We start from the raw sequence: 25,161 nt of genomic DNA, 5'->3' as shown, positions 1-25,161 counted from the left end.
ATGACCGTGTCCGAAACCATCGCGAGCGCCGAAGTCCTGCGCCCGCACGCCGAGCACGCCTTCGCGGACGAGCTGAAGGCCCTCGCCGCAGCAGACGACCGTCCGCGTCCCGTCCGCTGGCAGCTCTCACCCTGGGCGGTCGCCACCTACCTCCTCGGCGGCACGCTGCCCGACGGGACGGTGATCACACCGAAGTACGTCGGACCGCGCCGGATCGTCGAGGTCGCCGTCACCACACTCGCCACCGACCGGGCGCTGCTCCTCCTCGGCGTGCCCGGCACCGCCAAGACATGGGTCTCCGAGCACCTCGCTGCCGCCGTCAGCGGCGACTCGACCCTGCTCGTGCAAGGCACGGCGGGGACGCCCGAGGAGGCGATCCGCTACGGCTGGAACTACGCGCGGCTGCTCGCCCACGGTCCCAGCCGGGACGCGCTCGTGCCCAGTCCCGTCATGCGCGCGATGTCCGAGGGGCTGACCGCCCGCATCGAGGAGCTCACGCGCATCCCCGCCGACGTGCAGGACACGCTCATCACGATCCTGTCCGAGAAGACCCTGCCCGTGCCGGAGCTCGGCCAGGAGGTGCAGGCCGTACGGGGCTTCAACCTCATCGCCACCGCCAACGACCGCGACCGCGGGGTCAACGACCTCTCCAGCGCGCTGCGCCGCCGTTTCAACACCGTGGTGCTGCCGCTGCCGGCCACCCCGGAGGCAGAGGTCGACATCGTCGCGCGCCGCGTCGACCAGATCGGCCGCTCCCTCGACCTGCCGGCCGTCCCCGAGGGGGTCGAGGAGATCCGCCGGATCGTCACCGTCTTCCGCGAGCTGCGGGACGGCGTCACCACGGACGGCCGCACCAAGCTCAAGTCCCCTTCGGGGACGCTGTCGACGGCCGAGGCCATCTCCGTCGTCACCGGCGGCCTCGCCCTGGCCGCCCACTTCGGCGACGGAATCCTGCGCCCCGCCGATGTCGCGGCCGGCATCCTCGGCGCCGTCGTCCGCGACCCGGCCGCCGACCGGGTCATCTGGCAGGAGTACCTGGAGACGGTCGTCCGGGAGCGCGACGGCTGGAAGGACTTCTACCGCGCCTGCCGCGAGGTGAGCGCGTGACGACGCCTTCGGCGGTGGCAGCCCCTCCGGCGGTGACGGCGCCGGGGGCGGTCTCGTCGGGCCGACGCCGCCCGTCCGGGCAGCCGGGCTCCGGGCCCCTTCTCCTCGGGGTGCGGCATCACGGGCCCGGCTCAGCGCGCGGGGTGCGCGGAGCGCTGGAGGCGACGCGGCCCGCGTGTGTGCTGATCGAGGGGCCGCCCGAGGCCGACGGGCTGCTCGCACTCGCCGCCGACGACGGCATGCGCCCGCCGGTCGCACTGCTCGCCCACGCCGTGGACGATCCCGGGCGGGCCGCGTTCTGGCCGTTCGCCGAGTTCTCGCCCGAATGGGTGGCGATCCGCTGGGCCCTGGCCCACGGGGCGGCCGTCCGTTTCATCGACCTGCCCGCCGCCCACAGCCTCGCCGCCACCGACTTCACCCCGGGCGAGGGTGACGACGCCGATCAGGACAGGGATCTGCGGATCGACCCGATCGGCGAACTCGCGCGCACCGCCGGGTACGACGACCCCGAGCGCTGGTGGGAGGACGTGGTCGAGCTGCGCGGCGGCACCGCCCCCGCCGACCCCACCGCCCCGTTCGCGGCGGTCGCCGAGGCCATGGGCGCCCTGCGCGAGGCCCACGGCGCCGGCGGCCACGCCCGCGACCTGGTCCGCGAGGCGTACATGCGGCTCCAGCTGCGGGCCGCGCGCAAGGGGTTCGGCGACAGTGTGGCCGTCGTCTGCGGCGCCTGGCACGTGCCCGCGCTGTCCCTCAGGACGACCGTCGGCGCCGACCGCGCCCTGCTCAAGGGCCTGCCCAAGGTGAAGACCGAGATGACGTGGGTGCCCTGGACCCACCGCCGGCTCGCCCGCCGTTCCGGGTACGGCGCGGGCATCGAAGCGCCCGGCTGGTACGGGCACCTCTTCGCCGCGCCCGACCGGCCGGTCGAGCGCTGGATGACCAAGGTCGCGGGCCTCCTCAGGGCAGAGGACCGGCTCGTGTCCTCCGCCCATGTCATCGAGGCCGTACGGCTCGCCGAGACCCTCGCGACGATGCGCGGCCGGCCTCTGGCGGGGCTCGGCGAGACCACCGACGCCGTACGCGCCGTCATGTGCGACGGCTCCGACGTGCCGCTCGACCTCGTGCGCGACCGCCTCGTGGTCGGCGACGTCCTCGGCGAAGTACCGGCGGACGCCCCCGCCGTACCGCTCCAGCGCGACCTCACCCGGCTCCAGCGCGGGCTCCGCCTCAAACCCGAGGCACAGGAGCGGGAGCTGGAGCTCGATCTGCGCAAGGAGAACGACGCCGCCCGCGGCAGACTGCTGCACCGGCTGCGGCTGCTCGGCATCGGCTGGGGCGAGCCGGTCGCGGGCCGCGGCAGCACCGGCACCTTCCGGGAGAGCTGGCGGCTGCGCTGGGAACCCGAGCTGCACGTCCGCGTCGCCGAGGCCGGCGTCTGGGGCACCACCGTCGACTCCGCCGCCACCGCCAAGGCCGAGGCCCGCGCCGTGGAGGCCACGACACTCGCCGAGGTCACCGCGCTCGCCGAGCAGTGCCTGCTCGCCGGACTCGGCAAGGCCCTGCCCGTCGTCATGACGGCCCTCGCCGACCGGGCCGCGCTCGACTCCGACGTCGGGCACCTCGCCCAGGCCCTCCCCGCGCTGGCCCGCTCCCTGCGCTACGGAGACGTGCGCGCCACCGACACGGCCGCGCTCGGCGAGGTCGCCGCGGGCCTCGCCGAACGGATCTGTGTCGGCCTTCCGCCGGCCTGCGCCGGACTCGACGCCGACGCCGCCGACGAGATGCGCGGCCATCTCGACGCCGTCCACGGCGCCCTCGGACTGCTCCCCGACAGCGCCGAGCGCACCGACCGCTGGACCGGAGTCCTCCGCAGGCTCACCACCCGCGACAGCGTGCCCGGGACCCTTCGGGGCCGCGCCGCCAGACTGCTCCTCGACGAGGGGCGGCTCGACGAGGACGAGGCCGCGCGGCTCATGGGCCTCGCCCTCTCGCCGGGGACGGCTCCCGCCGACGCCGCCGCCTGGATCGAGGGCTTCGTCGGCGGCGCCGCCGGAGGCGGCATGATCCTCGTCCACGACGAACGGCTGCTCGCCCTGGTCGACGACTGGATGACCGGTGTCCCGGGGGACACCTTCACCGACGTGCTGCCGCTGCTGCGGCGCACCTTCTCCGCGTACGAACCGGGCGTCCGCCGCACCCTGGGCGAGCTGGTCGCCCGCGGCCCGTCCGCCGGCGCGAGCCGCCCGGAGGCCGGAACACCCGGCTTCGCCGTGGGCCTCGACGAGGAGCGGGCGGACGGAGTGCTGCCGGTCCTGCGGCTGCTGCTGGGACACGACGAGCCGGAAAGGGCGGACCGATGAACGGAACCGGACAGGGACCCACACCCGCACCCGTACCCGCGCACGTACACGCACCCGTACCCGCGCACGGACAGGCACCCTCGCCCGCGCCCGGGACACGAACCGGGAACGACGAGCGGCTGCGGCGCTGGCGCCTGGTCCTCGGCGGCGGCGAGGCGGACGGCACGGGACGCTCCCTCGCCGGCACCGACTCCGCGATGGACGGAGCCCTGACCGCGCTCTACGGACGCGGCGCGAAGGGCTCCACCGGCCGCGAGCGGTCAGCCGGCCTCGGCGCCTCGGCCCCCTCCGTCGCCCGCTGGCTCGGCGACATCCGGACGTACTTCCCGAGCTCCGTCGTCCAGGTCATGCAGCGCGACGCCATCGACCGGCTCGGCCTGTCCACCCTGCTCCTCGAGCCCGAGATGCTGGAGGCCGTCGAAGCGGACGTCCATCTCGTCGGCACGCTCCTCTCGCTCAACAAGGCCATGCCGGAGACGACCAAGGAGACGGCCCGGGCCGTCGTACGCAAGGTCGTCGACGACCTCGAGAAGCGCCTCGCGACCCGCACCCGGGCCACCCTCACCGGAGCGCTCGACCGCTCGGCCCGGATCAGCCGCCCCCGGCACCGGGACATCGACTGGGACCGCACGATCCGCGCGAACCTCAAGAACTACCTGCCCGAGTACGGCACGGTCGTCCCCGAGCGGCTCATCGGCTACGGCCGGGCCGCGCAGTCGGTCAAGAAGGACGTCGTCCTCTGCATCGACCAGTCCGGCTCGATGGCGGCCTCCGTCGTCTACGCGTCGGTGTTCGGCGCGGTCCTCGCCTCGATGCGCTCGATCGCCACCCGGCTCGTCGTCTTCGACACGGCGGTCGTCGACCTGACCGACCAGCTCGACGACCCGGTCGACGTGCTCTTCGGCACCCAGCTCGGTGGCGGCACCGACATCAACCGCGCCCTCGCCTACTGCCAGTCGCAGATCACCCGCCCCGGCGACACCGTCGTCGTCCTGATCAGCGACCTCTACGAAGGCGGCATACGCGACGAGATGCTGAAGCGGGTCGCGGCGATGAAAGCGTCCGGCGTGCAGTTCGTGGCCCTCCTCGCACTCTCCGACGAGGGCACCCCCGCCTACGACCGCGAGCACGCGGCCGCCCTCGCCGCGCTCGGCGCCCCCGCGTTCGCCTGCACCCCGGACCTCTTTCCGGAGGTGATGGCGGCGGCGATCGAGAAACGCCCCCTGCCGATACCGGACTCCCCCTGACGGCAACTGACGGCAGCCGCCGGCTCCCGCCGGCTGCCCGCAACTGCGGAATCCGCAGCCCCGGCACCACCCGACCGGGCGCGATCGGGCGTACTGAGGCCCATATCACAACCGTTCCCGCGGGCCCCTCACCTCGGGGGCGGGCGCGCCGTGAGGTCCGCAACGCCCTGCTCCCGCCTGTGCGGTGGGCCTCGAAGGCCCTCCCGAGGCCCCCTACGGAACGCCTCACGACCCCTACGATCTGTGACCCGTATCACCGCTCCGTTGTGATCTGCGATTTAGGGACCCACGTCCCTCGGGGATAACCTGCGAGACGGACATGCCGCGTCCACGGACACCGTGTACGCCTCCCTTGTGACAGCGCAGTCACGTTGCCCTTCGCGGCACGCCCACGCAGACAACGAACCGCGATCATCAGAAAAGGGACGGACGCGCGTGGACCTGTTCGAGTACCAGGCGAGGGACCTCTTCGCCAAGCACGGTGTACCGGTGCTGGCCGGTGAAGTCATCGACACGCCTGAGGCGGCGCGCGAGGCCACCGAGCGTCTTGGCGGCAAGTCGGTCGTCAAGGCGCAGGTGAAGGTCGGCGGCCGCGGCAAGGCCGGCGGCGTGAAGCTGGCCGCCACCCCGGACGAGGCCGTCGCTCGCGCGACGGACATCCTCGGGATGGACATCAAGGGCCACACGGTCCACAAGGTGATGATCGCGGAGACCGCTCCGGAAATCCTCGAGGAGTACTACGTCTCGTACCTCCTCGACCGCACCAACCGCACCTTCCTGGCCATGGCCTCGGTCGCCGGTGGCATGGACATCGAGGAGGTCGCCGCGACGACCCCCGAGAAGCTCGCCAAGGTGCCGGTCAACGCCAACGAGGGCGTCTCCATCGAGAAGGCCCGCGAGATCGTCGCCCAGGCGCAGTTCCCGGCCGAGGTCGCCGAGAAGGTCGCCGAGGTCCTCGTGACCCTGTGGAAGACCTTCATCGCCGAGGACGCGCTCCTCGTCGAGGTGAACCCGCTGGCCAAGGTCGCCTCCGGCGACATCCTGGCCCTGGACGGCAAGGTGTCTCTCGACGAGAACGCCGAGTTCCGCCAGCCGGGCCACGAGGAGTTCGTGGACCACGCCGCAGCCAACCCGCTCGAGGCTGCTGCCAAGGCCAAGAACCTCAACTACGTCAAGCTGGACGGCGAGGTCGGCATCATCGGCAACGGCGCCGGCCTGGTCATGTCGACCCTGGACGTCGTCGCGTACGCCGGTGAGAACCACGGCGGCGTGAAGCCGGCCAACTTCCTCGACATCGGCGGCGGCGCCTCCGCCGAGGTCATGGCGAACGGCCTGGAGATCATCCTGGGCGACCCGGACGTCAAGTCCGTGTTCGTCAACGTCTTCGGTGGCATCACCGCCTGTGACGAGGTCGCCAACGGCATCGTCCAGGCTCTGGAGCTCCTCGCCTCCAAGGGCGAAGAGGTCACCAAGCCGCTGGTCGTGCGCCTCGACGGCAACAACGCGGAGCTGGGTCGCAAGATCCTGTCGGACGCGAACCACCCGCTCGTGCAGCGTGTGGACACCATGGACGGCGCGGCCGACAAGGCCGCCGAGCTCGCGGCTGCGAAGTAAGGGACGAGGTCAAGCACACCATGGCTATCTTCCTCACCAAGGACAGCAAGGTCATCGTCCAGGGCATGACCGGTGCCACGGGCATGAAGCACACCAAGCTCATGCTGGGCGACGGCACCAACATCGTCGGTGGCGTGAACCCGCGCAAGGCCGGCACGTCCGTCGACTTCGACGGCACCGAGGTCCCGGTCTTCGGCTCCGTCGCCGAGGCGATGGAGAAGACGGGCGCCAACGTCTCCGTCCTCTTCGTCCCGCCGGCCTTCGCCAAGGCCGCCGTGGTCGAGGCGATCGACGCCGAGATCCCGCTCGCGGTCGTCATCACCGAGGGCATCGCCGTCCACGACTCCGCCGCCTTCTGGGCGTACGCGCAGGCGAAGGGCAACAAGACCCGCATCATCGGCCCGAACTGCCCCGGTCTCATCACCCCGGGCCAGTCCAACGCCGGCATCATCCCGGGCGACATCACGAAGCCGGGCCGCATCGGCCTGGTCTCGAAGTCCGGCACGCTGACGTACCAGATGATGTACGAGCTCCGTGACATCGGCTTCTCGTCCGCCGTCGGCATCGGTGGCGACCCGGTCATCGGTACGACGCACATCGACGCCCTCGCGGCGTTCGAGGCGGACCCCGACACCGACCTGATCGTCATGATCGGCGAGATCGGCGGCGACGCCGAGGAGCGTGCGGCCGACTTCATCGCGAAGAACGTCACCAAGCCGGTCGTCGGCTACGTCGCGGGCTTCACCGCGCCCGAGGGCAAGACCATGGGCCACGCCGGCGCCATCGTCTCCGGCTCCTCCGGCACCGCCCAGGCGAAGAAGGAGGCCCTCGAGGCCGCCGGCGTCAAGGTCGGCAAGACGCCGACCGAGACGGCCAAGCTGGCGCGCGCCATCCTCGCGGGCTGAACAGCTGTCTGAACCGCACAGGTGGGCCCCGCCCCACCCGGGAAACCGGGTGGGGGCGGGGCCCACTCGCGTACGCACCTACTCCGGTTCGGGAACCAACCGTTCCGGACCGTGGTGGGGCTGCGAGCGCAGGCTGTCGCGCAGCTCCTTGTCCTCAGGGGTGAGCTGCTGCGAGCCACCGCGGACCGGGACGCCGTCGACCGTCTCGCCGGGATGGTGCACGGGCAGGTACTGCGTCGGCGCGGTCGCGACCGTGAAGGCCGTCACGCCGATCAGCGCCGCCGTCACGACGAGCACCGCCCGCGTCACCAGCCGGGCGCGCCGCTCGCTGCCCACCCGTACGGTCCTGGCGTCCGCCAGCGTCGCCGTCGGCGCCTCGGCGACCAGCGCGCGCAGCCGCTCGTGCAGGGCGTCGGGGTCGGCGAGCTCGGGCACGCGCTGCCCGATGACGGTACGGGCGTGCAGCAGCCGGTTGGCGGCGGCCGGGGTGCTCGCCTCGGTCTCGGCCGCCGTGTCGGGCAGGTCCAGGCCGAGCCCGTCGTAGAGCAGGACGGTACGGCGGTACGGCGGCGGCAGTTCGAGCAGGGCCGCGAGCAGGTCCCGCCGCCCGGCCTCGGTGGGCGGGGCGTCGGGGTGCTTGTGGGCGCGGCGGAACCGGTGCCAGGGGGAGAGCGCGTACTCGTACGCCGCGGCCCGCACCCAGCCGACCGGGTCACGGTCCACCGCGACCTCGGGCCAGTGCTCCCAGGCGTGGTGGAAGGCGCGCTCCACGGATTCCCGGGAGAGCCGGCGGCGGCCGGTCAGCAGGTACGTCTGGTGGACGAGACCGGGGGCGGCGTAGGCGTAGAGCGCGTCGAAGGCCTCCTCCGGTGTGAGCAAGGGCTCCTCCGGCGACTGCTCGGCCGCGGGGGCCGTCTCCGCCGGTTTCAGCCGCTCCTCGGGCTCCCGGGCGGCGGGGTCACCGGCCCGGACGGGCCGGGCGGTCTTCCGGCCCAGGCCGAGGCCGGCGGGCGCCGGGGTCCTGGGCGGCTTCGTGGCCCCCTTGGCCGCGGCCTTCGGCCGGCTGCTCGCGGACGATGAGGCGGGCGCCGCGGCGGGCTTGCCGGGTCGGCCGGCCTTACCGGAGTAGGCGCGGGCGGAGGCCCCTGGCGTTGGCCCGGCCCCCGACGGGAACCCGGACCCCGATCCGGCCCCGGACCCGGCCCCGGACCGGGATCCGGTGCCCGGCCCTGAGTCGGACGCGGACTGGGATCCGGTGCCGTAGTCGGACCCGGTGCCGACGGCGGACCAGGACCGGGATCCGGATCCGGTGCCGGGCCCTGAGTCAGCCCCGGACCGGGATCCGGTGCTGGAGTCGGATCCGGATCGGGATCCGGGCCCGAACCCGGGCCCGGCCCCTGAGTCGGCCCCGGGCCGGGATCCGGTGCCGGGTTCCGCCTGGGGCAACGGCCCGGCTGCCGAGCCCGGCTCGGACCTGGAGTCGGCCTCGGAGTCGATGGCGGCCGCCGGCCGGGCCTCGGGCTCCGTCTCCGGGCCGGACGCGGTGCCGCTCCCCGACCGGGCGGATGAGGGCGGCGCGTGCGCCGCGGTGGACGGCGTGAGCTCCTCCTCGTACGCGCTCAGAAGCTTCGCGTACGCCTCCCGCTTGCGTCCTCGTGGATCGGTGCGGCCGGTCTCCCACGACCGGACCGTGGCCCGTGTGACGCCGACGGCGTCGGCCACCTGTTCCTCGCTCAGGCCCCTGGCCTCGCGCAGCCTGCGCCGTTCCTTGGGGGACGGCAGCGAGACGGCGGATACGGAATCGGCTGTTCCCCGACTCGTCGGACTCATCGGTGACGACCTCCCGCAGAGCTGCTCCGGGCGGAAAAGTACATAAACGTATCTTGAGCGACACAACGGCGGTTTGCCTGTTACGCGTGAAAAGCGCGTGTCGTTGGCAGCATGGGCGCGTGACCCACCTGACCGAGCACAGTCCCTTGCCGACGGCCGATCCGCTGGTCCGAAGCGGCCGTTCCGCCGCGCTGGCCACCGCCTTCGTGCGGGGCGGGGTGGCGGCCGGGCTCGGCCTCGGCGCGCTCGCGGTGTTGGTCATGGCGGCGTGGATCAGCTCGCCGTACCCCGACAGCGGACCCGGTGGCGCCCTGCACACGGCGGCCGGGCTGTGGCTGCTCGCCCACGGGGTGGACCTCGTCCGCACGGAGACCCTCTCCGGGGTGCCCGCGCCCCTCGGCGTCGTCCCGCTGCTGCTCATGGCCCTGCCGGGCTGGCTGGCGCACCGGGCCGCACGGGACACCCTGGAACCGGAGGAGGGCAGGCCCAGACCCTCCACGGGCGGTGCGGTGGCTGCGGTCTGCGGGGGATATCTGCTGGTCGCGACCGGCGTCGTGGTCTACGCGGCGAGCGGACCACTCCCGGCGGACCCGCTCGCGGCCGCCTGCTGGCTGCCCGCGACGGTGGCAGCGGCGGCCGGCCTGGGAGTCTGGACGGCGAACGGCCGGCCCCTGCCGGAACAGGAGCAGGCGGCCGTGGCGCTGCGCGCGGCCGGCACGGCGCTCGTCGCCCTCCTCGGTGGCGGAGCGGCGCTGTTCGGGACCTCGCTGGTGTGGCACGCGGGTGCGGCGCAGGAGTCCTTCTCGGGGCTCGCGGGGGAGTGGTCGGGACAGGTCTCGGTCCTGATGCTGGCCGTCGCGCTGGTGCCGAACGCGGCGGTGTGGGGTGCGTCGTACGGTCTCGGGCCCGGCTTCGCGCTCGGTGCGGGCGCCTCCGCGACGCCGCTGGGTCTCACCGGCGCCGCCGCTGTCCCGCCCTTCCCGCTCCTCGCCGCCCTGCCCGCCGCGGGCCCGGGCAGTTGGCCGCACTGGGCGGCCGTCGCGATCCCGCTGGTCGCGGTGCTGCTCCTGGGCGTGTGCGTGGGGCGGGCGGCGCGGGCCTGGACAGGCCGGGACACGGCGCTGACCGCCCTGGTCGCGGCCTGGGCGTGCGGCGCGGCGGTGGCGCTCCTCGCGGCCGCCGCGGGCGGCCCGCTCGGGTCGGGGCGGCTCTCGTCGTTCGGCCCGGTGTGGTGGCAGGCGGGGGCGGCGGCGGTGCTGTGGAGCGCGGTGGTGGGGGTTCCGGTGGCTCTGGGCGTACGGGCCTGGGCGCGGCGCGGTCTGAAGCCGGCCCCGGCGGCCCCGGCCCTCGCGACCGCGCCGACGAAGGCGACCACGCCGCCGAAGGTGAAGGCGACGGCGCAGGCGAAGGCGAAGGGCGGGCGTTTGAAGGGCTGGGTGTGGAGGGGACGGGGCGGTGCTGTGACCGCGGCCGATCCGGTCGCGGTGCAGGACGACGAGCCGGGGTTCGAGCCGTACGACTTCCTCCCGGCGGCTTGGGAACCGAAGCTGCCGCCTCCGCCTCCGCCCCCGCTTCCGCCCAGGCCGCCGTCCTCGGCCCCGTCCCCCGACGCGCCTGCCGGCTCCGCGCCCGGCCCCGGACGCACAGAGGCGCCGGAGGCCGTTGAGCCCCCGGCGCCGTCCGACTAGCGTCTTCCTACTCCCGTACGCCGAAGACGTCCCGCAGCGGCTCCGGCAGCAGCTCGTTGCAGGCCAGCTGGCCGGACTTGGTCAGGGCGTCGTCGGCGCAGGTGTAGAAGTCGCGGTAGACGAGCTGGAGGGTGAAGCTGCCCGCGACGATCATCAGGGAGAGGACCGCGGCGACCAGGCCGCTGATGGCGGCCGTGCGCTGCGCACGGGCAGGGGCGGTGGCGGCGGCAGGGCCGGCCGGGGCCGCCGGGGCGGCGGGTGGAACGGCCGGCGCGGCGGAACCCGTGGCCGTGGCCGTGGCGGCCTTGGGCTTGGTCCGCAGCGCGCTGATCGCCCAGTACAGGGCGAGCGCGCCCAGGAGCAGCGCCAGTTCCTGGATCTCGAAGAGGGCGAAGAAGAACGCCCACATGCCCGCGAGCAGCGCGTACCGTGCCCGCCGCTGCGCCGGGTCCGTCGGGTCCCACTTCGGGTTGGGCCCCTGGCCCTCGGGGCCGCTCGGGCGCTCGGGGCGGCGGCCGAAGCCGTCGGAGGAGCGGCCCGGCTGGCGGCTGCTCCAACGGCCGCGGGAGCCGCCGGAGCCGCCGGAGGAACCGGAGCCGTCGGAGGAACCGGAGGACCCGGACGACGCGTCGTCGTCCGAGCCCTCCGGCCGCCGCGGCTGCCACGGCTGATCCGGCTGCCCCTCGGGCGGCGGCGCGAACGGATTGTTGTCGTCCGTGGACTGGCGTTCCGGCATCTGCTGAACGTCTTCCCTCTGTCGTCGCAACTGCTGTCTCAACTGCGGTCCCGACCGGTCTCCCGGTCGGTGTATCAACTGTCGTCGAACTGTCGTCGAACCCAGACGCTACCCCCCGGCCGCGCCCCCGTCCCGTGGGGGCCGTCCGGTGTGCCGGTATCGTTGCTGACGGTCGGGCCCTTCGTAGGGTTCCCCGTATCCAGAGGCACGATTCCTTCGTGCGACCGTACAAACACCACGGAAAGAGTGACCGCGTGGCCGCCGCCCGTCTCGTCGTCCTGGTCTCCGGGTCCGGCACCAACCTCCAGGCCCTGCTCGACGCCATCGCCGCCGACCCCGAGGGGTACGGAGCGGAGATCGTCGCCGTCGGCGCCGACCGCGAGAACATCGCCGGCCTGGAGCGTGCCGAGCGGGCCGGGCTGCCCACCTTCGTGTGCAAGGTCAAGGACCACCCGACCCGTGACGCGTGGGACCGCGCCCTGGCCGAGGCCACCGCCGCGTACGAGCCCGACCTCGTCGTCTCGGCCGGCTTCATGAAGATCGTCGGCAAGGAGTTCCTCGCGCGCTTCGGCGGTCGGGTCGTCAACACCCACCCGGCGCTGCTCCCCAGTTTTCCCGGTGCCCATGGAGTGCGGGACGCACTCGCGTACGGCGCGAAGGTCACCGGATGCACCGTCCACTTCGTCGACGACGGTGTCGACACCGGCCCGATCATCGCCCAGGGCGTGGTCGAGGTCCGGGACGAGGACGATGAAGCCGCGCTCCATGAGCGCATCAAGGAAGTCGAGCGTTCGCTGCTCGTCGAGGTCGTGGGGCGTCTGGCCCGGCACGGCTACCGCATTGAGGGACGAAAGGTAACAATCCCGTGACCGCCGAAGGTACGAAGCGCCCCATCCGCCGCGCACTCGTCAGCGTCTACGACAAGACCGGCCTTGAGGAGCTGGCCCGCGGCCTGCACGAGGCGGGTGTCTCCCTCGTCTCCACCGGCTCCACCGCCTCGAAGATCGCCGCGGCCGGCGTCCCGGTCACCAAGGTCGAGGAGCTGACCGGCTTCCCCGAGTGCCTGGACGGCCGCGTCAAGACGCTCCACCCGCGCGTGCACGCCGGAATCCTCGCCGACCTGCGCCTGGAGGACCACCGCAACCAGCTCGCCGAACTGGGCGTCGAGCCCTTCGACCTGGTGATCGTGAACCTCTACCCGTTCAAGGAGACCGTCGCCTCCGGCGCGACCCCGGACGAGTGCGTCGAGCAGATCGACATCGGCGGCCCCTCCATGGTCCGCGCCGCCGCCAAGAACCACCCCTCCGTGGCCGTGGTCACCAGCCCGGCGCGGTACGCCGACGTCCTCGAGGCCGTCACGAGCGGCGGCTTCGACCTGACCGCGCGCAAGCGCCTCGCGGCCGAGGCCTTCCAGCACACCGCCGCGTACGACGTGGCCGTCGCCTCCTGGTTCGCCGGTGACTACGCGGCCGCCGACGACAGCGGCTTCCCCGACTTCCTGGGCGCCACGTACGAGCGGAACAACGTCCTGCGCTACGGCGAGAACCCGCACCAGGGAGCCGCGCTCTACGTCGACGGCACGGGGGGCCTCGCCGAGGCCGAGCAGCTGCACGGCAAGGAGATGTCGTACAACAACTTCACGGACACCGATGCCGCGCGCCGGGCCGCGTACGACCACGCCGAGCCGTGCGTGGCGATCATCAAGCACGCCAACCCGTGCGGCATCGCGATCGGCGCGGACGTCGCCGAGGCGCACCGCAAGGCGCACGCCTGCGACCCGCTGTCCGCGTTCGGCGGCGTGATCGCCGTCAACCGCCCGGTCTCCGTGGCGATGGCCGAGCAGGTCGCCGAGATCTTCACCGAGGTCATCGTGGCGCCGGCGTACGAGGACGGCGCCGTCGAGGTCCTGGCGAAGAAGAAGAACATCCGCGTCCTGCGTGCCGAGGGCGCCCCGGCCAACCCGGTCGAGGTCAAGCCGATCGACGGCGGCGCCCTCCTTCAGGTCACCGACCGGCTCCAGGCCGAGGGCGACGACCCGGCGAACTGGACGCTCGCGACGGGCGACGCGCTGTCCGAGCAGGAACTGGCCGAGCTGGCCTTCGCCTGGAAGGCCTGCCGCGCGGTCAAGTCCAACGCGATCCTGCTCGCCAAGGACGGCGCCTCGGTCGGCGTCGGCATGGGCCAGGTCAACCGCGTCGACTCCGCGAAGCTCGCCGTCGAGCGGGCGGGGGAGGAGCGGGCTCGTGGCGCGTACGCCGCGTCGGACGCGTTCTTCCCGTTCCCGGACGGCCTGGAGATCCTCACGGCGGCGGGCGTCAAGGCGGTCGTGCAGCCGGGCGGTTCGGTGCGCGACGAGCTGGTGGTCGAGGCCGCGAAGAAGGCCGGCGTGACCATGTACTTCACGGGCACGCGCCACTTCTTCCACTGAGCGCGGACGGACGAACGCGTGAGCGCAGGGCCCGCCGGTACGGGAACGTACCGGCGGGCCCTCCCCGTGCGGGCACCCCGCGCGCCCTGCGCGCCCCGTGCGCCCGCGCGTCCTCCGGGCCGGCCCGTCGGCCCGTCGTCCCGTCAGCGGGTCGCGCAGTAACCGGTGTGGGAGCCGTTGCTCTCGTTGAACCGCGGCCACTTGATCTTGTCGCGGGTCTCCGGGCCGTAGATGCCGTCGACCCCGGCGCCCGCCTGGCCCTGCGCGTAGCGGAGTGCCGTCGCGGTCGCGGGGCCGAAGGAGCCGTCGACGGCGATGCTCCGGCCGTAGCAGAACTTCAGCGCGTTCTGCAGAGCCCTGACGTGGTTGCCGTTGGCCCCCTGGCTCATCTCGCAGGTGATGCTGCCGCCGCCGGTGGCAGGCAGCCGAATGTACGTGGTGGAGGTCTTCGAGATCTTCGTCCAGGAGGCGCAGGCGGTGGCGGCCGCGCCGAAGTCCGCCTCCTGTACGGCGACCGGTCCCGCCGCGGGCGCGGCGACGGAGGTCGGGGCCATCGCCCCCAGGCCGGTGAGCATGAGTGCCGCGGTACCGAGCGTCGCCCCGAGCTTGATCCTCATCTGTTCCCCCTTCAGGGTCGGTTCAGGCCTTTCACCGGCGGTGTGTCCCGCCCGTGTTCCGGCGTGTCCACCTTGGCCCGGCGCCACCCGCGCGGCCATGCTGTTGACGCTGAACGCAAAAGCTGAGCTCATCGGGGGGAACGAGATGCTCCGCATCCATTTCAGCGATGCCGACCTGGGCCGGGCACGGGTGGCCACCGCGCCGGATCCACTCTGGGAGATCGCCACCAGCCTGCACCGGCTCCAGACGCGAACCGGCCGCTGGGCCTACGCGGGCTGGTTCCGGACCGTCCGCGCCCGGCTCCGCGAGCAGGGGCTCGAACGCGCCCTGCGTACCGTGGTGTTACCGCTCTTCCCGCGCGCCGCCTACTTCCCGGACTTCCTGACCCCGGCCCAGTCGGCCGGCGGATTCGACGCCGGTCTCGACGCCATCGTGGCCGCGCCGCCGTGGCGGGTCCGGTACGAGATGGCCACCCTCGACCGCGTGGTCGGGGCTCCGTCGTGGGCCCCGCGGCTGGCCGAGACGCCGACCCGCCGCGAGCTCGTACGGCTGCTGCGCGCCTACCACGAGGTCGCCATCACCCCGTACCGCGAACAGATCCAGGCCCAGATCGACGCCGAACGGTCCGCCCGCTGCCGCGGCATCCTGGACGGCGGCGTCGAGGGCATGCTGCAGGGGCTCGGCCCCACGATGCGCTGGCGGCGGCCCGTCCTGCACGTCGCGTACCCGGCGAAGGACCGCGATCTGCTGCTGAACGGCCGGGGCCTCACCCTGGTCCCGTCCTACTTCTCCTGGCGCACGCCGAACAGTCTCGCCGACCCGTCGCTGCCTCCGGTCCTCTGCTACCCGGTGCTGCGCGAGCCCGCCGCGCCGCCGGGCACCGAGACGGCGGCGGGCGATCCGGCCGCCCCGCTGGCCTCGCTCCTCGGCCGGGCCCGCGCCGCCGCCCTGTGCGCCGTGGCGACCGGTGCCACGACCGGTGAGGTCGCCCGGGCCGTGGGGGTCTCCGCGTCCGCCGCGAGCCGACACACCACCGCGCTGCGCGACGCGGGGCTGATCACCACCAGCCGGCACGCCGCGAACGTGCTGCACACCCTCACCCCCGTCGGCGCCTCGGTGCTCCGAGCCGGTACGCGAGCGGCGCGGCCCTGAGCACGCGGAGGGGCGGCAGCCACCCGGCCCTCCGGGCCCGTGGAGCGCGCGGAGGGGCGCGGCACTCACCCGCCCTCCGGGCCCGTGGAGCGCGCGGGAAGAACCGGACGCCGACGAAAGGGGGTTCAGCCGCGTAGCGTCTCCGCGGGCGCGATGCGGGACGCCGCCAGGGCCGGATACACCCCCGCCAGCATGCCCACCGCGAGGCCGAGCAGCGGCCCGGCGACGGTGAGCCGGGGATCGAGGACCACCAGCCAGCCCTTCGCGAGCGCCGTACCGGCCGTCACATCCACCCCCACAGCCGTGCCCAGCACCCCGCCCACCAGGCCCAGAAGCCCACACTCCACGAGGAACTGGGCCGAGACCGCCGCCCTTCCGGCGCCGACCGCCCGACGCAGACCGATCTCGGAACGGCGCTCGACCACGGACACGTACGTGGTGTTGCTGACGCCGAGCGCGCCGATGAGCAGCGACACCCCGGCCAGACCGAGGAACAAGGCCCTGGTCTCGCTCTCCACCCCGCCGCGGAAGGACCCGAGATCGGCCGGGACGATGGCCGCGAGCCGGTCCGGTCCCTCCGGGAAGAGCGCCAGCGGGGCCTCCTGCCCGACCTGCTGCGCGGCGCCCAGTTCGGTGCGCAGGACCGCCTCGGTGGCGCCGAAGACCAGGTTCCGCCCGTTGCTCTTCTCGCCGCCGTCACCGCCGGCACCGCTTCCGGTCTCCTGGGGGCGGTTCAGGACTCCGCCGTCCGTCGCGCAGGAGGCGTACGGGACGATCACGCTGCCGGTCAGCCGCGACTCCCCGGCCGGTGCCCGGAAGCTGCCGATCACCGTGAAGGGCCGGCCCGCGAGATGGACCGAGGGGGCCGCCTCCGGGGTCTGTTCGAGGAGGGCGTCCAGGCCGAGCGCCTTGGCGGCCACCGTGTCCACCAGCGCCACCGCGTCGCCGCGCGCCATGTGCCCCGCGTCCGGCAGCCGCCCCGAGCGGGCGGTGACACCGAGGGCCGCGAGGGCTCCCTCGTCGGCGGCCAGGACCCGCAGGTCCTGCGGGGTCGCCCAGTCGTAACCGGGGCCGAGGGCCGAGACCGTCGGACGCTCGTCGGTGGTGCACAGCAGACCGGCCGACCGTACGCCGTTCAGCTTCCGCGCCCGTACCGCCGCCGCGGTCGTCGGCCGCGCCGCCTCGTTGTGGAAGCGCACGGTCACGGCGGTCGCCTTCAACGCGTCGAAGCGGCCGGAGACGGCGTCGGCGGCGCTCGCCGTGATGCCGGTGGTCGCCAGCGCGGCGGCGATGCCGAGCGCGATGCCGAGGACGGTGAGGACGGAGCGCAGCCGGCGCCCGAGGACGGCGTGGACCGCCTGGACGACGATGTCCGCGAACGCCGTACCGGTCCGCTCCCGCCGCCCCTTCCCGCGACCGCGCCGCTCAGGCCACATGTCCGTCCACGACCCTCAGTTCGCGGTCGGCCCGCTCGGCCACGTCCCGCTCGTGGGTCACGACGACGACCGTGCGCTCCGGGGTCACGAGCCCGCGCAGCAGGGTCATGACCTGGTCGGTGTTGGCGGAGTCCAGGTTTCCGGTCGGCTCGTCGCAGAGCAGGACCGACGGCTGGTGCACCACGGCCCGCGCCAGCGCGACGCGCTGCCGCTCGCCGCCGGAGAGCGTCGTGGGGCGCGCGGACATCCGGTGGCCGAGCCCGACCGACCGCAGGGCCTGCTCGGCCCGCTCACGCCGATCGGCGCGCGGGTGGCGCGTGTGGACCAGAGGCAGTTGCACATTGCGCAGACAGGTCAGGTACGGCACCAGATGGAACGACTGGAACACGAACCCGAGCCGGGTCGCCCGCAGCCGGGTCCGCTCCCGCTCGCCCAGCGTCCGGACGTCGACGCCGTCCATGGCGTACGTGCCGCCGGTGGCGGTGTCGAGCAGGCCGAGGATGTTGAGCAGGGTGGACTTGCCCGAGCCGGAAGGGCCGGTGATGGCGACCATCTCGCCGGTACGGATCTCCAGCGTCGCGTCCTTGAGGGCGGTCACGGGTGTGGCGGCCGGGTAGGTCTTGGAGACCCCGCGCATCGAGATCACCACTCGCTGCCGCTCCTGGGGCGGTTCGGCACGCGTGCCGGCGGCGTCAGCCAAGGCCGTCCTCCCGGTAGGCGTACCCGACGAGCAGCTGCGCGCCCTTCACGAGGGCGGGGTCGGCGCCGGTCACGGCCGCCCGGCCGCCGACGGTGAGGCCCACGTCCACCGGCACGTGTCGGCGCCGGTCGCCCTGGACGACGGTGACCGAGACGAGCCCGGCCGGGTCGGTCCACAGCGCGGAGACGGGGACGATGAGGGAGTCGGGCGAGCTGCTGCGGCGGACGGCCTCGACCTTGACGGAGCTGCCGAGCGCCGTGTCCGGCACGGCGCCGGTGACGTCGAAGAACGCGTGCCGCGGGGTCCCGGTCGACACCCTCTCGTACGAGCCCTGGAGCGCGGCCCCGCCGAGCCGGTCGCCGGAGATCTTCGCGCGCGTGCCCTGGGGAAGGGAGGTGAAGTCGGGCAGGGCCGTGTCCGTCACCGAGACCTTGATCTGCCAGCGGCCGCCGGTCACGGTGAAGAGGGGCTCCGAGGCGTTCGCGCCGACCCGGCCGGAGACCTCGCCGACGGTCGCGGGGAGCGAGCCCATGAAGACGACCTCGGACATGGGGAGGGTGACGACGGTCCGGGTGGCGGGGGGCGGCGCCCCGGCGGTCCCTGAGGACCCGGTCCCGGAGGACGAGGTGGTCGCTCCGGTGGCTCCTGTGGCTCCGGTGGCGCCTCCGCCGTTCTCGGCCCCGCCGGTCTTGCCGCCTGTGCTGCCGGAGCCGGGGTTCGTGCCGCCCTCGTTGCCGAGCATCGGCCGGTAGCCCGCGCTCCGGTACAGCCGCTTCAGGTCGCGGGCCGTGCGGTCGTCGAACGTGCCGGTGAGGGGAGTCCCGTACACCTGCTGCAAGGCCCGCTGGAGCTGGCGCACGTCCGGGCCCTGCATGCCCTCGCTCAGATCGCGGTAGGCCGGGAACGCCCCTTCCAGGAGGAACAGCGGACGGCCGGAGATCTCCGCCCCCAGCGACCCGTTGGCCAGCTTGTCGCCGGCCTTCACCGACAGCCGGGTCACGACCTGCCGGGCCGCCCCCTCGCCCGACTCGGGACCGCGCACGACCAGGTTGCTGCTGCGGGTCAGGGTGCCGTCCCAGGTCCTGCGGTCGACCAGGGGGCCCGCCTCGGCGGGCACGGTGACGCTGGAGCGCGGGGGAGCGGCGGCGGAGGCGGCGCGCTGCTCGGGCGTACGGGCCTGGGAGGCCGCGAGCCAGGCGCTGCCGCTCGCCGCCAGAACGGCCACGACGCCGGTCGCGGCGGCTATCCGGCCCCAGCGCCGCCGCGGGCTCGCGCCGCCGTCACCGCCGTCACCACGCCCGCCGCCGCCGACGATCTCGTGGTCCTCGGCAAGGCCCTCGCCGTGCTCGACGCGGCCCCCGCCGCTGTTCTCCACCTCAGGACTCCAGCATTTTCTGGGCCTTCTTCTGAGCCTCGGTCAGGACTTCCTGATAGGCGACGAGATCCGCCTCGTTCTTGACGTAGAGCGCGGTCAGTGCCTTCTGATTCGCGGTGCGCCAGATCGTGTCGTATTTCGAGGTGTCGGCGCACCGGGCATCGGCTTTCGCCTGGGCGATCTCATTCTTCCGGCCGGCTTCGACGGCCGCCGCGTCGAGATTCTTTCCGGCGTCCTTTCCGCCGTAATAATCCTTGGCCTTCTTCACCGCGTCGGTCGGCGACTTCAGTCCGCCGTAACCTGCCTTCTCCATGCAGGAGGACCAGTTTCCGATGGCTTTGAGGAATGCGTCCGACTGTTCGGCCTGCCGGCCGGCCTCGTGGCGCATTCCGTTGTCGGTCAGCCACATGAGGCGGAGATACTTCGGCATGTCGCCGTAGAGCTTCTTGCGGGTCTCGCCCATGCAGCCGCCGCTGGGCGAGGAGAACTTGCCCTCCCCGGTCTCGTAGCTGACCAGCTGGTCGGGGTCGCCGCTCTTGGCCAGTGTGTACCGCTGCTTCTCCGCGTCGGGCAGGTCCCGCCAGGGGCCGGGCTGCTCCTGGGTGGAGTTGTCCGGCCGCGTGTCGCCGGCGTCCGGCGCGGCACCGTAACCGCGCTGCGCGGCCTGCTCGGAGGTGGGGGAGACGCGGCCCTCGGGGGCGTCCGCGCCGTCCGCGTCCGGCATGGGGACGGGGTCCGGCGGATGCACCGTGAACCCCTGCGAGACCATGCACTTCTTGGTGATCTGCAGCTCCATCGCACCGACTTGGCGGCCGAGTTCTTTGGCCGAGTTGAAGGCCTGGGTGGCCTTGGCGGCGCTCGCCGAGTCGGGGGCGGCGGCCGCGGGGCCGCCGGACGGGTCGCCCGCCGCGTCGCGGCCGGCGTCGGAGCCCGAACTGCAGCCGACGAGTGCGGTCAGGGCGGCGGCGGCCAGGCCGGCGCCGATCCGGTGACGGGGGAGCATCTGGGTCCTCTCGGGGCTATCGTGGGCCGGATGCCTCCCCCTCCTGCGACGAGGGGGAGGCATCCGGCTGTTCACCGTGGTGCGACGACGCGTTCCGCCGGGTGGCGGGTCAGCACCAGCTGGTGCCGTCCCACTTGTGCGAGCGGCCGTTGTCGTTCTGCGAGCTGCTGCCGCTCGATCCCAGCTGATAGCCCGGGTTGAAGCAGGTGTTCACGATGGAGTAGTTGGCCAGGGCGTAGACCTTCACCGTGACGCTCCAGCGGTTTCTCCAGGAGCTGTCGTTGTCGTAGATCGCCGACTGGTCGGACCAGTTGGAGTCCGCGCCGCTGAAGCGGTACATCGGGTAGTTGGTGTTGAACTCCTTCGCCTGGTAGACGCAGAAGTTGCCGTCGTAACAGTTCCGGTCGACAGCCTGGGCGGGAGCCGAGGCGACCATCGTCAGACCGGCCGCGGCCGCCGTGCCGAGTACGGCGGACAACACCTTGCGCTTGACCATGTGCTCTTCCTTTCACGTGCAGTGAGTGGGAGAAACGGTCTTGCCGGTCGAGGAAGCTAGCACAGCGATTCAGGACACCGGACGGAACTTTTTGCTCCGCAGGGCGAGTTCGGGCCAGCGCCGCCGAAACGTGGCCGAAATACCGCAGCGTGATCGAATGATTCCGCTCGTGACGAATCCGTGCGCGAACGCACCCGCTCCGCCCGTAGCCAGTGGGAATCGCAGACGGATGGGAACGGGCGGGGGACGGATGGGGGTGGAGTGACGAATTCCAACTCCCGTCAATGTGACGCGCATCACAGTCTCTTGATCTTCTTTCCCGGTATGCCCTTCCCTGCGGGCCGACCGAAGATTCCGCCGGTCGTGTGCTCTCTGGTCTAATGGGTTGCTCTTTTGTCGGCGGCTGCTAGGTGGGGGCGCGGTGTTGGATGTACAGAACGGGGCTGCGGCGGAGACGTCCGCCCCGGAGACCGGCGCCGGGCCGCCGGACGACAGCCCCTCCCGGGTGCCCCTGCGCCCCTACGTCCTGGTGGCGGGGGTGCTCTGCGCGCTGTACTTCCTCTACTCGTGGGTGCAGTACGCGCAGTTCCGTACGCCCTCCTGGGACCTCGGGATCTTCAACCAGTCGGTCCGGGCCTACGCCGAGCTCCGGGCGCCCATCGTCGACATCAAGGGGCCCGGCTTCCTCATACTCGGGGACCACTTCAGTCCGGTCACCGCACTCCTCGCGCCCCTGTACTGGATCTGGTCCTCCCCGCTCGCGCTGCTCTTCGCGCAGGCCGCGCTCTTCGCCGCCTCCGCCGTCGTCGTCGGCCGCACCGCGCAGCAGGTGCTCGGCAGCCGCGCGGCCGGCCTCGCCCTCACCGTCGCCTACGGCCTGTCCTGGGGCCTGCAGGAGGCGGTCAAGTCCGACTTCCACGAGATCGCCTTCGCCGTCCCGCTCCTCGCCCTCACCTGCCGGGCCCTGCTCCTGGGGCGCTGGACCGCTGCCGCCGCCTGGTCCGCCCCCCTCGTCCTGGTCAAGGAGGACATGGGGCTGACCGTCGCCATGGTCGGCGCGGTCCTCTTCCTGCGGGGGCAGAAGCGCCTCGGCGCCGCCCTTGCCGCGTTCGGCACCGCCTTCTTCGCCCTGACGGTCCTGGTCCTGATCCCCGCCGCCAGCCGCGTCGGCCAGTACGACTACTGGGCCAAGATCGAGAAGTCGAGCGAAGGGGCGGACGTCTCCTTCGCGCACGCCGTGCTCTCGTCGCTCGGCTCCGACGTCAAGTGGGAGATGCTCTTCTTCCTCGTCGGCATCACGGGTTTCCTCGCCCTGCGCTCCCCGCTGATGCTGCTCGTGCTGCCGACGCTCGGCTGGCGCTTCCTCTCCCAGGACCCGAACCACTGGGGGTTGATCTGGCACTACAGCGCCATCCTGATGCCGATCGTCTTCCTCGCGCTGGTCGACGCGGTCCGGGCCGTCCGCACGTCGCCGCGCGGCTGGCTCGTCGCGTACGGGAAGGTGGCCGTCCCCGTCGTCACGGCGGTCTCGATCGTGGTCGCCCTGGACCTGCCGCTGCGGGAGCTGCTCCGCTCGGAGACGTACCGGACGGACACCCGGACGCTGGACGCCCGGCGGGCGGTCGACGCGGTGCCGGAGGGGGCGAGCGTGGAGACCAACGTGACGCTCATGGCCCACCTCACGGCGGACCGCACCGTCTACTGGGTCGGCGGGGCGAAGGGCGTCAGCCCCGACTTCCTCGCCCTCGACCTCGACTCGGGCTGGTCCCAGCCGGTCACGGACCCGGTCCAGCTGGCGGCGTCACTGCACCCGGAGGCACGGTACGAGGTGTCGCTGCGGGCGGGGCAGTTCGCGGTGCTGCGTCGCGTGTGACGCGGTACGGGCGCGGCATGTGCGCGCTATGTACGCATATGCGAAGGGGCCCGGTTCCAGACGGAACCGGGCCCCTTCGCGTGACGGGATCCGTTCGGATCAGTACTGCTGGCGCGGGCGGTTGAACCAGGCGGACGCCTGCGAGTTCACCATCGAGGCGAGGATGATGCCGCCGATGGCGAGGCTGATGATGCCGCCGGGGACGCCGGTGGGCTCGCCCGAGGCGAAGTTGCCGAGGCCGCCGAGGATCACCAGCGAGGCGTAGATGATGGTGAGGACGCGTATCGCCGTGCCGCCGGTGGCGAACTTCACGGCGAGGAAGATCGCCAGGCCGGCCAGGAGCAGCAGGATGAAGACGATGGCGAAGCCGAGCCCGGCCAGGCCGGTCGCGGCGTCCGAGTCGACCGCCTCCGAGGCGGCGGCGATGCCGATGCCGGCGATGATGCCGATGATGATCTGCAGGCCCGCCACGATGAACATGATCACGCGCGCCGCGGTCATCAGACCGGGCATCTTGGTCGGCCCCTGCGGGTAGCCGCCCGCGCCGTACGGCTGGACCGGCGGCGCCTGCGGGTAGCCGTATCCCGGCTGCTGCTGGCCCTGCGGGTAGCCGTATCCGGGCTGCTGCTGGCCCTGCGGCTGACCGTATCCGGGCTGCTGGCCCTGCGGCTGGCCGTAGGGGTTGTTCGGGTCGCCGAAGCTCATCGCGGGTTTCCTCCGTGGGTTGTGCGGGGACGACGCGGCCCGCGCGGAGGAACCTCTCACGGCTTATGAGTGATGTGCCCCCCGGCACTGCCCGCGGCACTGCGCGGTAATCGTCGTCGCAGCATCGACTTTTTGTCCAGTCGGAATGCTGGGAGTTGTGCAAGTGCAACCTCTCCGGACACCCGCCGCCGAGCCGTACGCGGCCGAATTGGAACAAGCGAGGGGTCATCCGGGAGGATGGGGCCATGAGCGCCCAGATTCTCGATGGCAAGGCCACCGCAGCCGCGATCAAGTCCGACCTGACCGCCCGTGTGGCGGCTCTGAAGGAGAAGGGCGTCACGCCCGGCCTCGGCACGATCCTGGTCGGCGACGACCCGGGCAGCCAGAAGTACGTCGCCGGCAAGCACCGCGACTGCGCACAGGTCGGCATCGCCTCCATCCAGCGCCAACTGCCCGCCACGGCTACCCAGGAAGAGATCGAGGCGGTCGTCCGCGAGCTCAACGAGGACCCGGAGTGCACCGGTTACATCGTGCAGCTCCCGCTCCCCAAGGGCATCGACGAGAACCGCGTCCTGGAGCTGATGGACCCGGCCAAGGACGCGGACGGACTGCACCCGATGAACCTCGGCCGTCTCGTCCTGAACGAGCCGGCGCCGCTGCCGTGCACGCCGAACGGCATCGTCACGCTGCTGCGCCGCCACGGCGTGGAGATCAAGGGGGCGGAGGTCGTGGTCGTCGGGCGCGGCGTCACCATCGGGCGCCCCATGCCGCTGCTGCTGACCCGCCGCTCGGAGAACGCGACGGTCACGCAGTGCCACACGGGTACGAAGGACCTGGCCGCGCACCTGCGGCGGGCCGACATCATCATCGCGGCCGCCGGTGTGCCGCACCTGATCAAGCCGGAGGACGTGAAGCCGGGCGCGGCCGTGCTCGACGTCGGTGTCTCGCGCAATGACGAGGGCAGGATCATGGGCGATGTGCACCCGGGCGTCGCCGAGGTCGCGGGCTGGATCTCGCCGAACCCGGGCGGTGTGGGCCCGATGACCCGTGCGCAGCTCCTGGTCAACGTCGTCGAGGCCGCGGAGCGCGCGGCCGAGGCGCTCTGACGATGACCTCGCGCGTGAGCACCCAGGGCGCCCCCGGCGCCGGGGACCCGGACGAGGAACGGGAGCCCGCCGCGCCGACGGACGCCGCGCCGAAGGACGGTGCGGCGACGGACGGTGCGGCGAAGGACCTCGCGGCGGCGGACCCTGCGCCGCAGGACTTCGAGGCGAAGGACTCCGCCGAGGCTCAGGCTCCTGCCGAGGGTTCCGACAAGGGCGCTGCCGCCCCGGACGCCCCCGGGCGCTCGCGGCGTCCGCCCGCCGTGACCACCGACACCGCACGGCCCGAGGGCGGCGGCCGGGCCGCCCCCGGTGACGCGCCCGCGCCGGCGCGGCAGTGGCCGTTGCTGACGGTGCTCGGGCTGACGGCGCTGGGGCTGTTCGTCGTCGGGACGGATCTGTTCCCCCAGTCGTTCCGGGTCGGGGGCATCCTCGTCGGCGTCGCGCTGCTCACCGGCGCGGGGCTGCGGCGCGCGCTGCCGTCCGTCGGGATGCTCGCCGTACGGTCGCGGTTCACCGACATGGTCACGTACGGGGTCATGGGCGGGCTCATCGTGCTGCTGGCGCTCATGGTGCAGCCGGCCCCGTGGCTGAGGATCCCCTTCCTCGAGGACATCCTCCATCTCACGATCACCTAGGCGCTCATGACGCCACAGCGGCGGGGGCCCCCCCCCCCCCCCCCGCGGGGGGGGGGGCCCCCCCCCGGGGGCCCCCCGGCCCCCCCCCAATGGGTGCACCGGCCGCCCGCGCCGGTGGGCCCCGACGGGACCAAAACCCACCCCCCC

Annotated in this window: 21 protein-coding genes and 1 pseudogene; 12 read left to right on the top strand and 10 right to left on the bottom strand. The window is 73.0% G+C overall.

From position 1 onward, the window contains the following. The 5 genes from ACFYV5_RS16705 (at position 1) to sucD (ending at position 7,233) form a co-directional block, all read left to right on the top strand. Entirely contained in the window at positions 1-1,107 is a 1,107-nt protein-coding gene (locus ACFYV5_RS16705; protein ID WP_355105282.1) for an AAA family ATPase, read from the top strand. A 32-nt stretch (positions 1,108-1,139) separates the two neighbouring features. Then, complete coding sequence (locus tag ACFYV5_RS16700) at positions 1,140-3,467, top strand: DUF5682 family protein (protein WP_389169927.1); 2,328 nt, start codon at positions 1,140-1,142, stop codon at positions 3,465-3,467. Continuing rightward, on the top strand, positions 3,464-4,714 hold the full coding sequence (locus ACFYV5_RS16695; RefSeq protein WP_389169000.1) for a VWA domain-containing protein: 1,251 nt from the start codon (positions 3,464-3,466) through the stop codon (positions 4,712-4,714). The genes ACFYV5_RS16700 and ACFYV5_RS16695 overlap by 4 nt, the downstream gene beginning before the upstream one ends. A 435-nt stretch (positions 4,715-5,149) precedes the next feature. Then, positions 5,150-6,328, top strand: coding sequence for an ADP-forming succinate--CoA ligase subunit beta (gene sucC, locus ACFYV5_RS16690; protein WP_355105286.1), 1,179 nt, complete (start codon positions 5,150-5,152; stop codon positions 6,326-6,328). 20 nt (positions 6,329-6,348) lie between these two features. Next, entirely contained in the window at positions 6,349-7,233 is an 885-nt protein-coding gene (gene sucD, locus ACFYV5_RS16685) for a succinate--CoA ligase subunit alpha (RefSeq protein ID WP_355105288.1), read from the top strand. A gap of 78 nt (positions 7,234-7,311) precedes the next feature. Here the strand turns inward: sucD and ACFYV5_RS16680 are convergent, their stop codons facing one another. Continuing rightward, entirely contained in the window at positions 7,312-8,112 is an 801-nt protein-coding gene (locus ACFYV5_RS16680; RefSeq protein ID WP_389169924.1) for a sigma factor-like helix-turn-helix DNA-binding protein, read from the bottom strand. 789 nt (positions 8,113-8,901) lie between these two features. Then, positions 8,902-9,063, bottom strand: a pseudogene (locus ACFYV5_RS16675) (helix-turn-helix transcriptional regulator); the annotation flags it as partial. 119 nt (positions 9,064-9,182) lie between these two features. On the opposite strand from ACFYV5_RS16675, the gene ACFYV5_RS16670 reads away from it, so the two are divergent. Continuing rightward, complete coding sequence (locus ACFYV5_RS16670) at positions 9,183-10,751, top strand: DUF6350 family protein (RefSeq protein ID WP_389168997.1); 1,569 nt, start codon at positions 9,183-9,185, stop codon at positions 10,749-10,751. Positions 10,752-10,758: 7 nt separating this feature from the next. Here ACFYV5_RS16670 and ACFYV5_RS16665 read toward each other — a convergent pair whose 3' ends face one another. Further along, the gene (locus ACFYV5_RS16665) at positions 10,759-11,487 is read right to left on the bottom strand and encodes a hypothetical protein (RefSeq protein WP_389168995.1); all 729 of its coding nucleotides are present in this window, start codon (positions 11,485-11,487) and stop codon (positions 10,759-10,761) included. A 254-nt stretch (positions 11,488-11,741) separates the two neighbouring features. On the opposite strand from ACFYV5_RS16665, the gene purN reads away from it, so the two are divergent. Together purN and purH are read left to right on the top strand one after the other, a co-directional pair. Further along, positions 11,742-12,356: a phosphoribosylglycinamide formyltransferase gene (gene purN / locus ACFYV5_RS16660; protein ID WP_355105964.1), complete on the top strand. Its 615-nt coding sequence runs from the start codon at positions 11,742-11,744 to the stop codon at positions 12,354-12,356. After that, complete coding sequence (gene purH, locus ACFYV5_RS16655; RefSeq protein WP_355105294.1) at positions 12,353-13,915, top strand: bifunctional phosphoribosylaminoimidazolecarboxamide formyltransferase/IMP cyclohydrolase; 1,563 nt, start codon at positions 12,353-12,355, stop codon at positions 13,913-13,915. Before purN ends, purH begins: the two co-directional genes overlap by 4 nt. A gap of 143 nt (positions 13,916-14,058) precedes the next feature. On the opposite strand, the gene ACFYV5_RS16650 is transcribed toward purH, so the two are convergent. Continuing rightward, the gene (locus tag ACFYV5_RS16650) at positions 14,059-14,532 is read right to left on the bottom strand and encodes a peptidoglycan-binding protein (RefSeq protein WP_389168992.1); all 474 of its coding nucleotides are present in this window, start codon (positions 14,530-14,532) and stop codon (positions 14,059-14,061) included. Between the two features lie 145 nt (positions 14,533-14,677). On the opposite strand from ACFYV5_RS16650, the gene ACFYV5_RS16645 reads away from it, so the two are divergent. Then, positions 14,678-15,685, top strand: coding sequence for an ArsR/SmtB family transcription factor (locus ACFYV5_RS16645; RefSeq protein ID WP_389168990.1), 1,008 nt, complete (start codon positions 14,678-14,680; stop codon positions 15,683-15,685). 125 nt (positions 15,686-15,810) lie between these two features. On the opposite strand, the gene ACFYV5_RS16640 is transcribed toward ACFYV5_RS16645, so the two are convergent. The 5 genes from ACFYV5_RS16640 to ACFYV5_RS16620 all read right to left on the bottom strand — a co-directional run bounded on the left by ACFYV5_RS16640 (position 15,811) and on the right by ACFYV5_RS16620 (position 20,695). Continuing rightward, entirely contained in the window at positions 15,811-17,121 is a 1,311-nt protein-coding gene (locus tag ACFYV5_RS16640) for an ABC transporter permease (protein WP_355105300.1), read from the bottom strand. Further along, positions 17,111-17,821, bottom strand: coding sequence for an ABC transporter ATP-binding protein (locus ACFYV5_RS16635; protein WP_355105302.1), 711 nt, complete (start codon positions 17,819-17,821; stop codon positions 17,111-17,113). Before ACFYV5_RS16635 ends, ACFYV5_RS16640 begins: the two co-directional genes overlap by 11 nt. Next, on the bottom strand, positions 17,814-19,196 hold the full coding sequence (locus ACFYV5_RS16630) for a hypothetical protein (RefSeq protein ID WP_389168987.1): 1,383 nt from the start codon (positions 19,194-19,196) through the stop codon (positions 17,814-17,816). Before ACFYV5_RS16630 ends, ACFYV5_RS16635 begins: the two co-directional genes overlap by 8 nt. A gap of 1 nt (position 19,197) precedes the next feature. Continuing rightward, positions 19,198-20,199, bottom strand: coding sequence for a hypothetical protein (locus ACFYV5_RS16625; RefSeq protein WP_389168985.1), 1,002 nt, complete (start codon positions 20,197-20,199; stop codon positions 19,198-19,200). A gap of 109 nt (positions 20,200-20,308) precedes the next feature. Continuing rightward, the gene (locus ACFYV5_RS16620; RefSeq protein ID WP_355105308.1) at positions 20,309-20,695 is read right to left on the bottom strand and encodes a peptidase inhibitor family I36 protein; all 387 of its coding nucleotides are present in this window, start codon (positions 20,693-20,695) and stop codon (positions 20,309-20,311) included. A 421-nt stretch (positions 20,696-21,116) separates the two neighbouring features. Between ACFYV5_RS16620 and ACFYV5_RS16615 the strand changes: the two genes are divergently transcribed. Beyond that, a complete protein-coding gene (locus ACFYV5_RS16615) occupies positions 21,117-22,568 on the top strand; it encodes a DUF2079 domain-containing protein (protein WP_389168983.1) in 1,452 nt (483 codons plus the stop codon). 99 nt (positions 22,569-22,667) lie between these two features. Here the strand turns inward: ACFYV5_RS16615 and ACFYV5_RS16610 are convergent, their stop codons facing one another. Next, positions 22,668-23,273 (bottom strand): hypothetical protein, encoded by a 606-nt coding sequence (locus tag ACFYV5_RS16610; RefSeq protein WP_389168981.1) that lies wholly within the window; start codon positions 23,271-23,273, stop codon positions 22,668-22,670. A 245-nt stretch (positions 23,274-23,518) separates the two neighbouring features. Here ACFYV5_RS16610 and ACFYV5_RS16605 point away from each other — a divergent pair, with 245 nt between their 5' ends. Together ACFYV5_RS16605 and ACFYV5_RS16600 are read left to right on the top strand one after the other, a co-directional pair. Next, a complete protein-coding gene (locus tag ACFYV5_RS16605) occupies positions 23,519-24,379 on the top strand; it encodes a bifunctional methylenetetrahydrofolate dehydrogenase/methenyltetrahydrofolate cyclohydrolase (RefSeq protein ID WP_389168979.1) in 861 nt (286 codons plus the stop codon). A gap of 2 nt (positions 24,380-24,381) precedes the next feature. Further along, entirely contained in the window at positions 24,382-25,014 is a 633-nt protein-coding gene (locus ACFYV5_RS16600) for a DUF3017 domain-containing protein (RefSeq protein ID WP_389168977.1), read from the top strand. The last annotated feature ends 147 nt before the right edge of the window (positions 25,015-25,161 follow it).

It is taken from the genome of Streptomyces sp. NPDC003035 (assembly GCF_042888285.1).
Lineage (GTDB): Bacteria > Actinomycetota > Actinomycetes > Streptomycetales > Streptomycetaceae > Streptomyces.
This window is presented reverse-complemented; position numbering and strand designations above follow the sequence as displayed.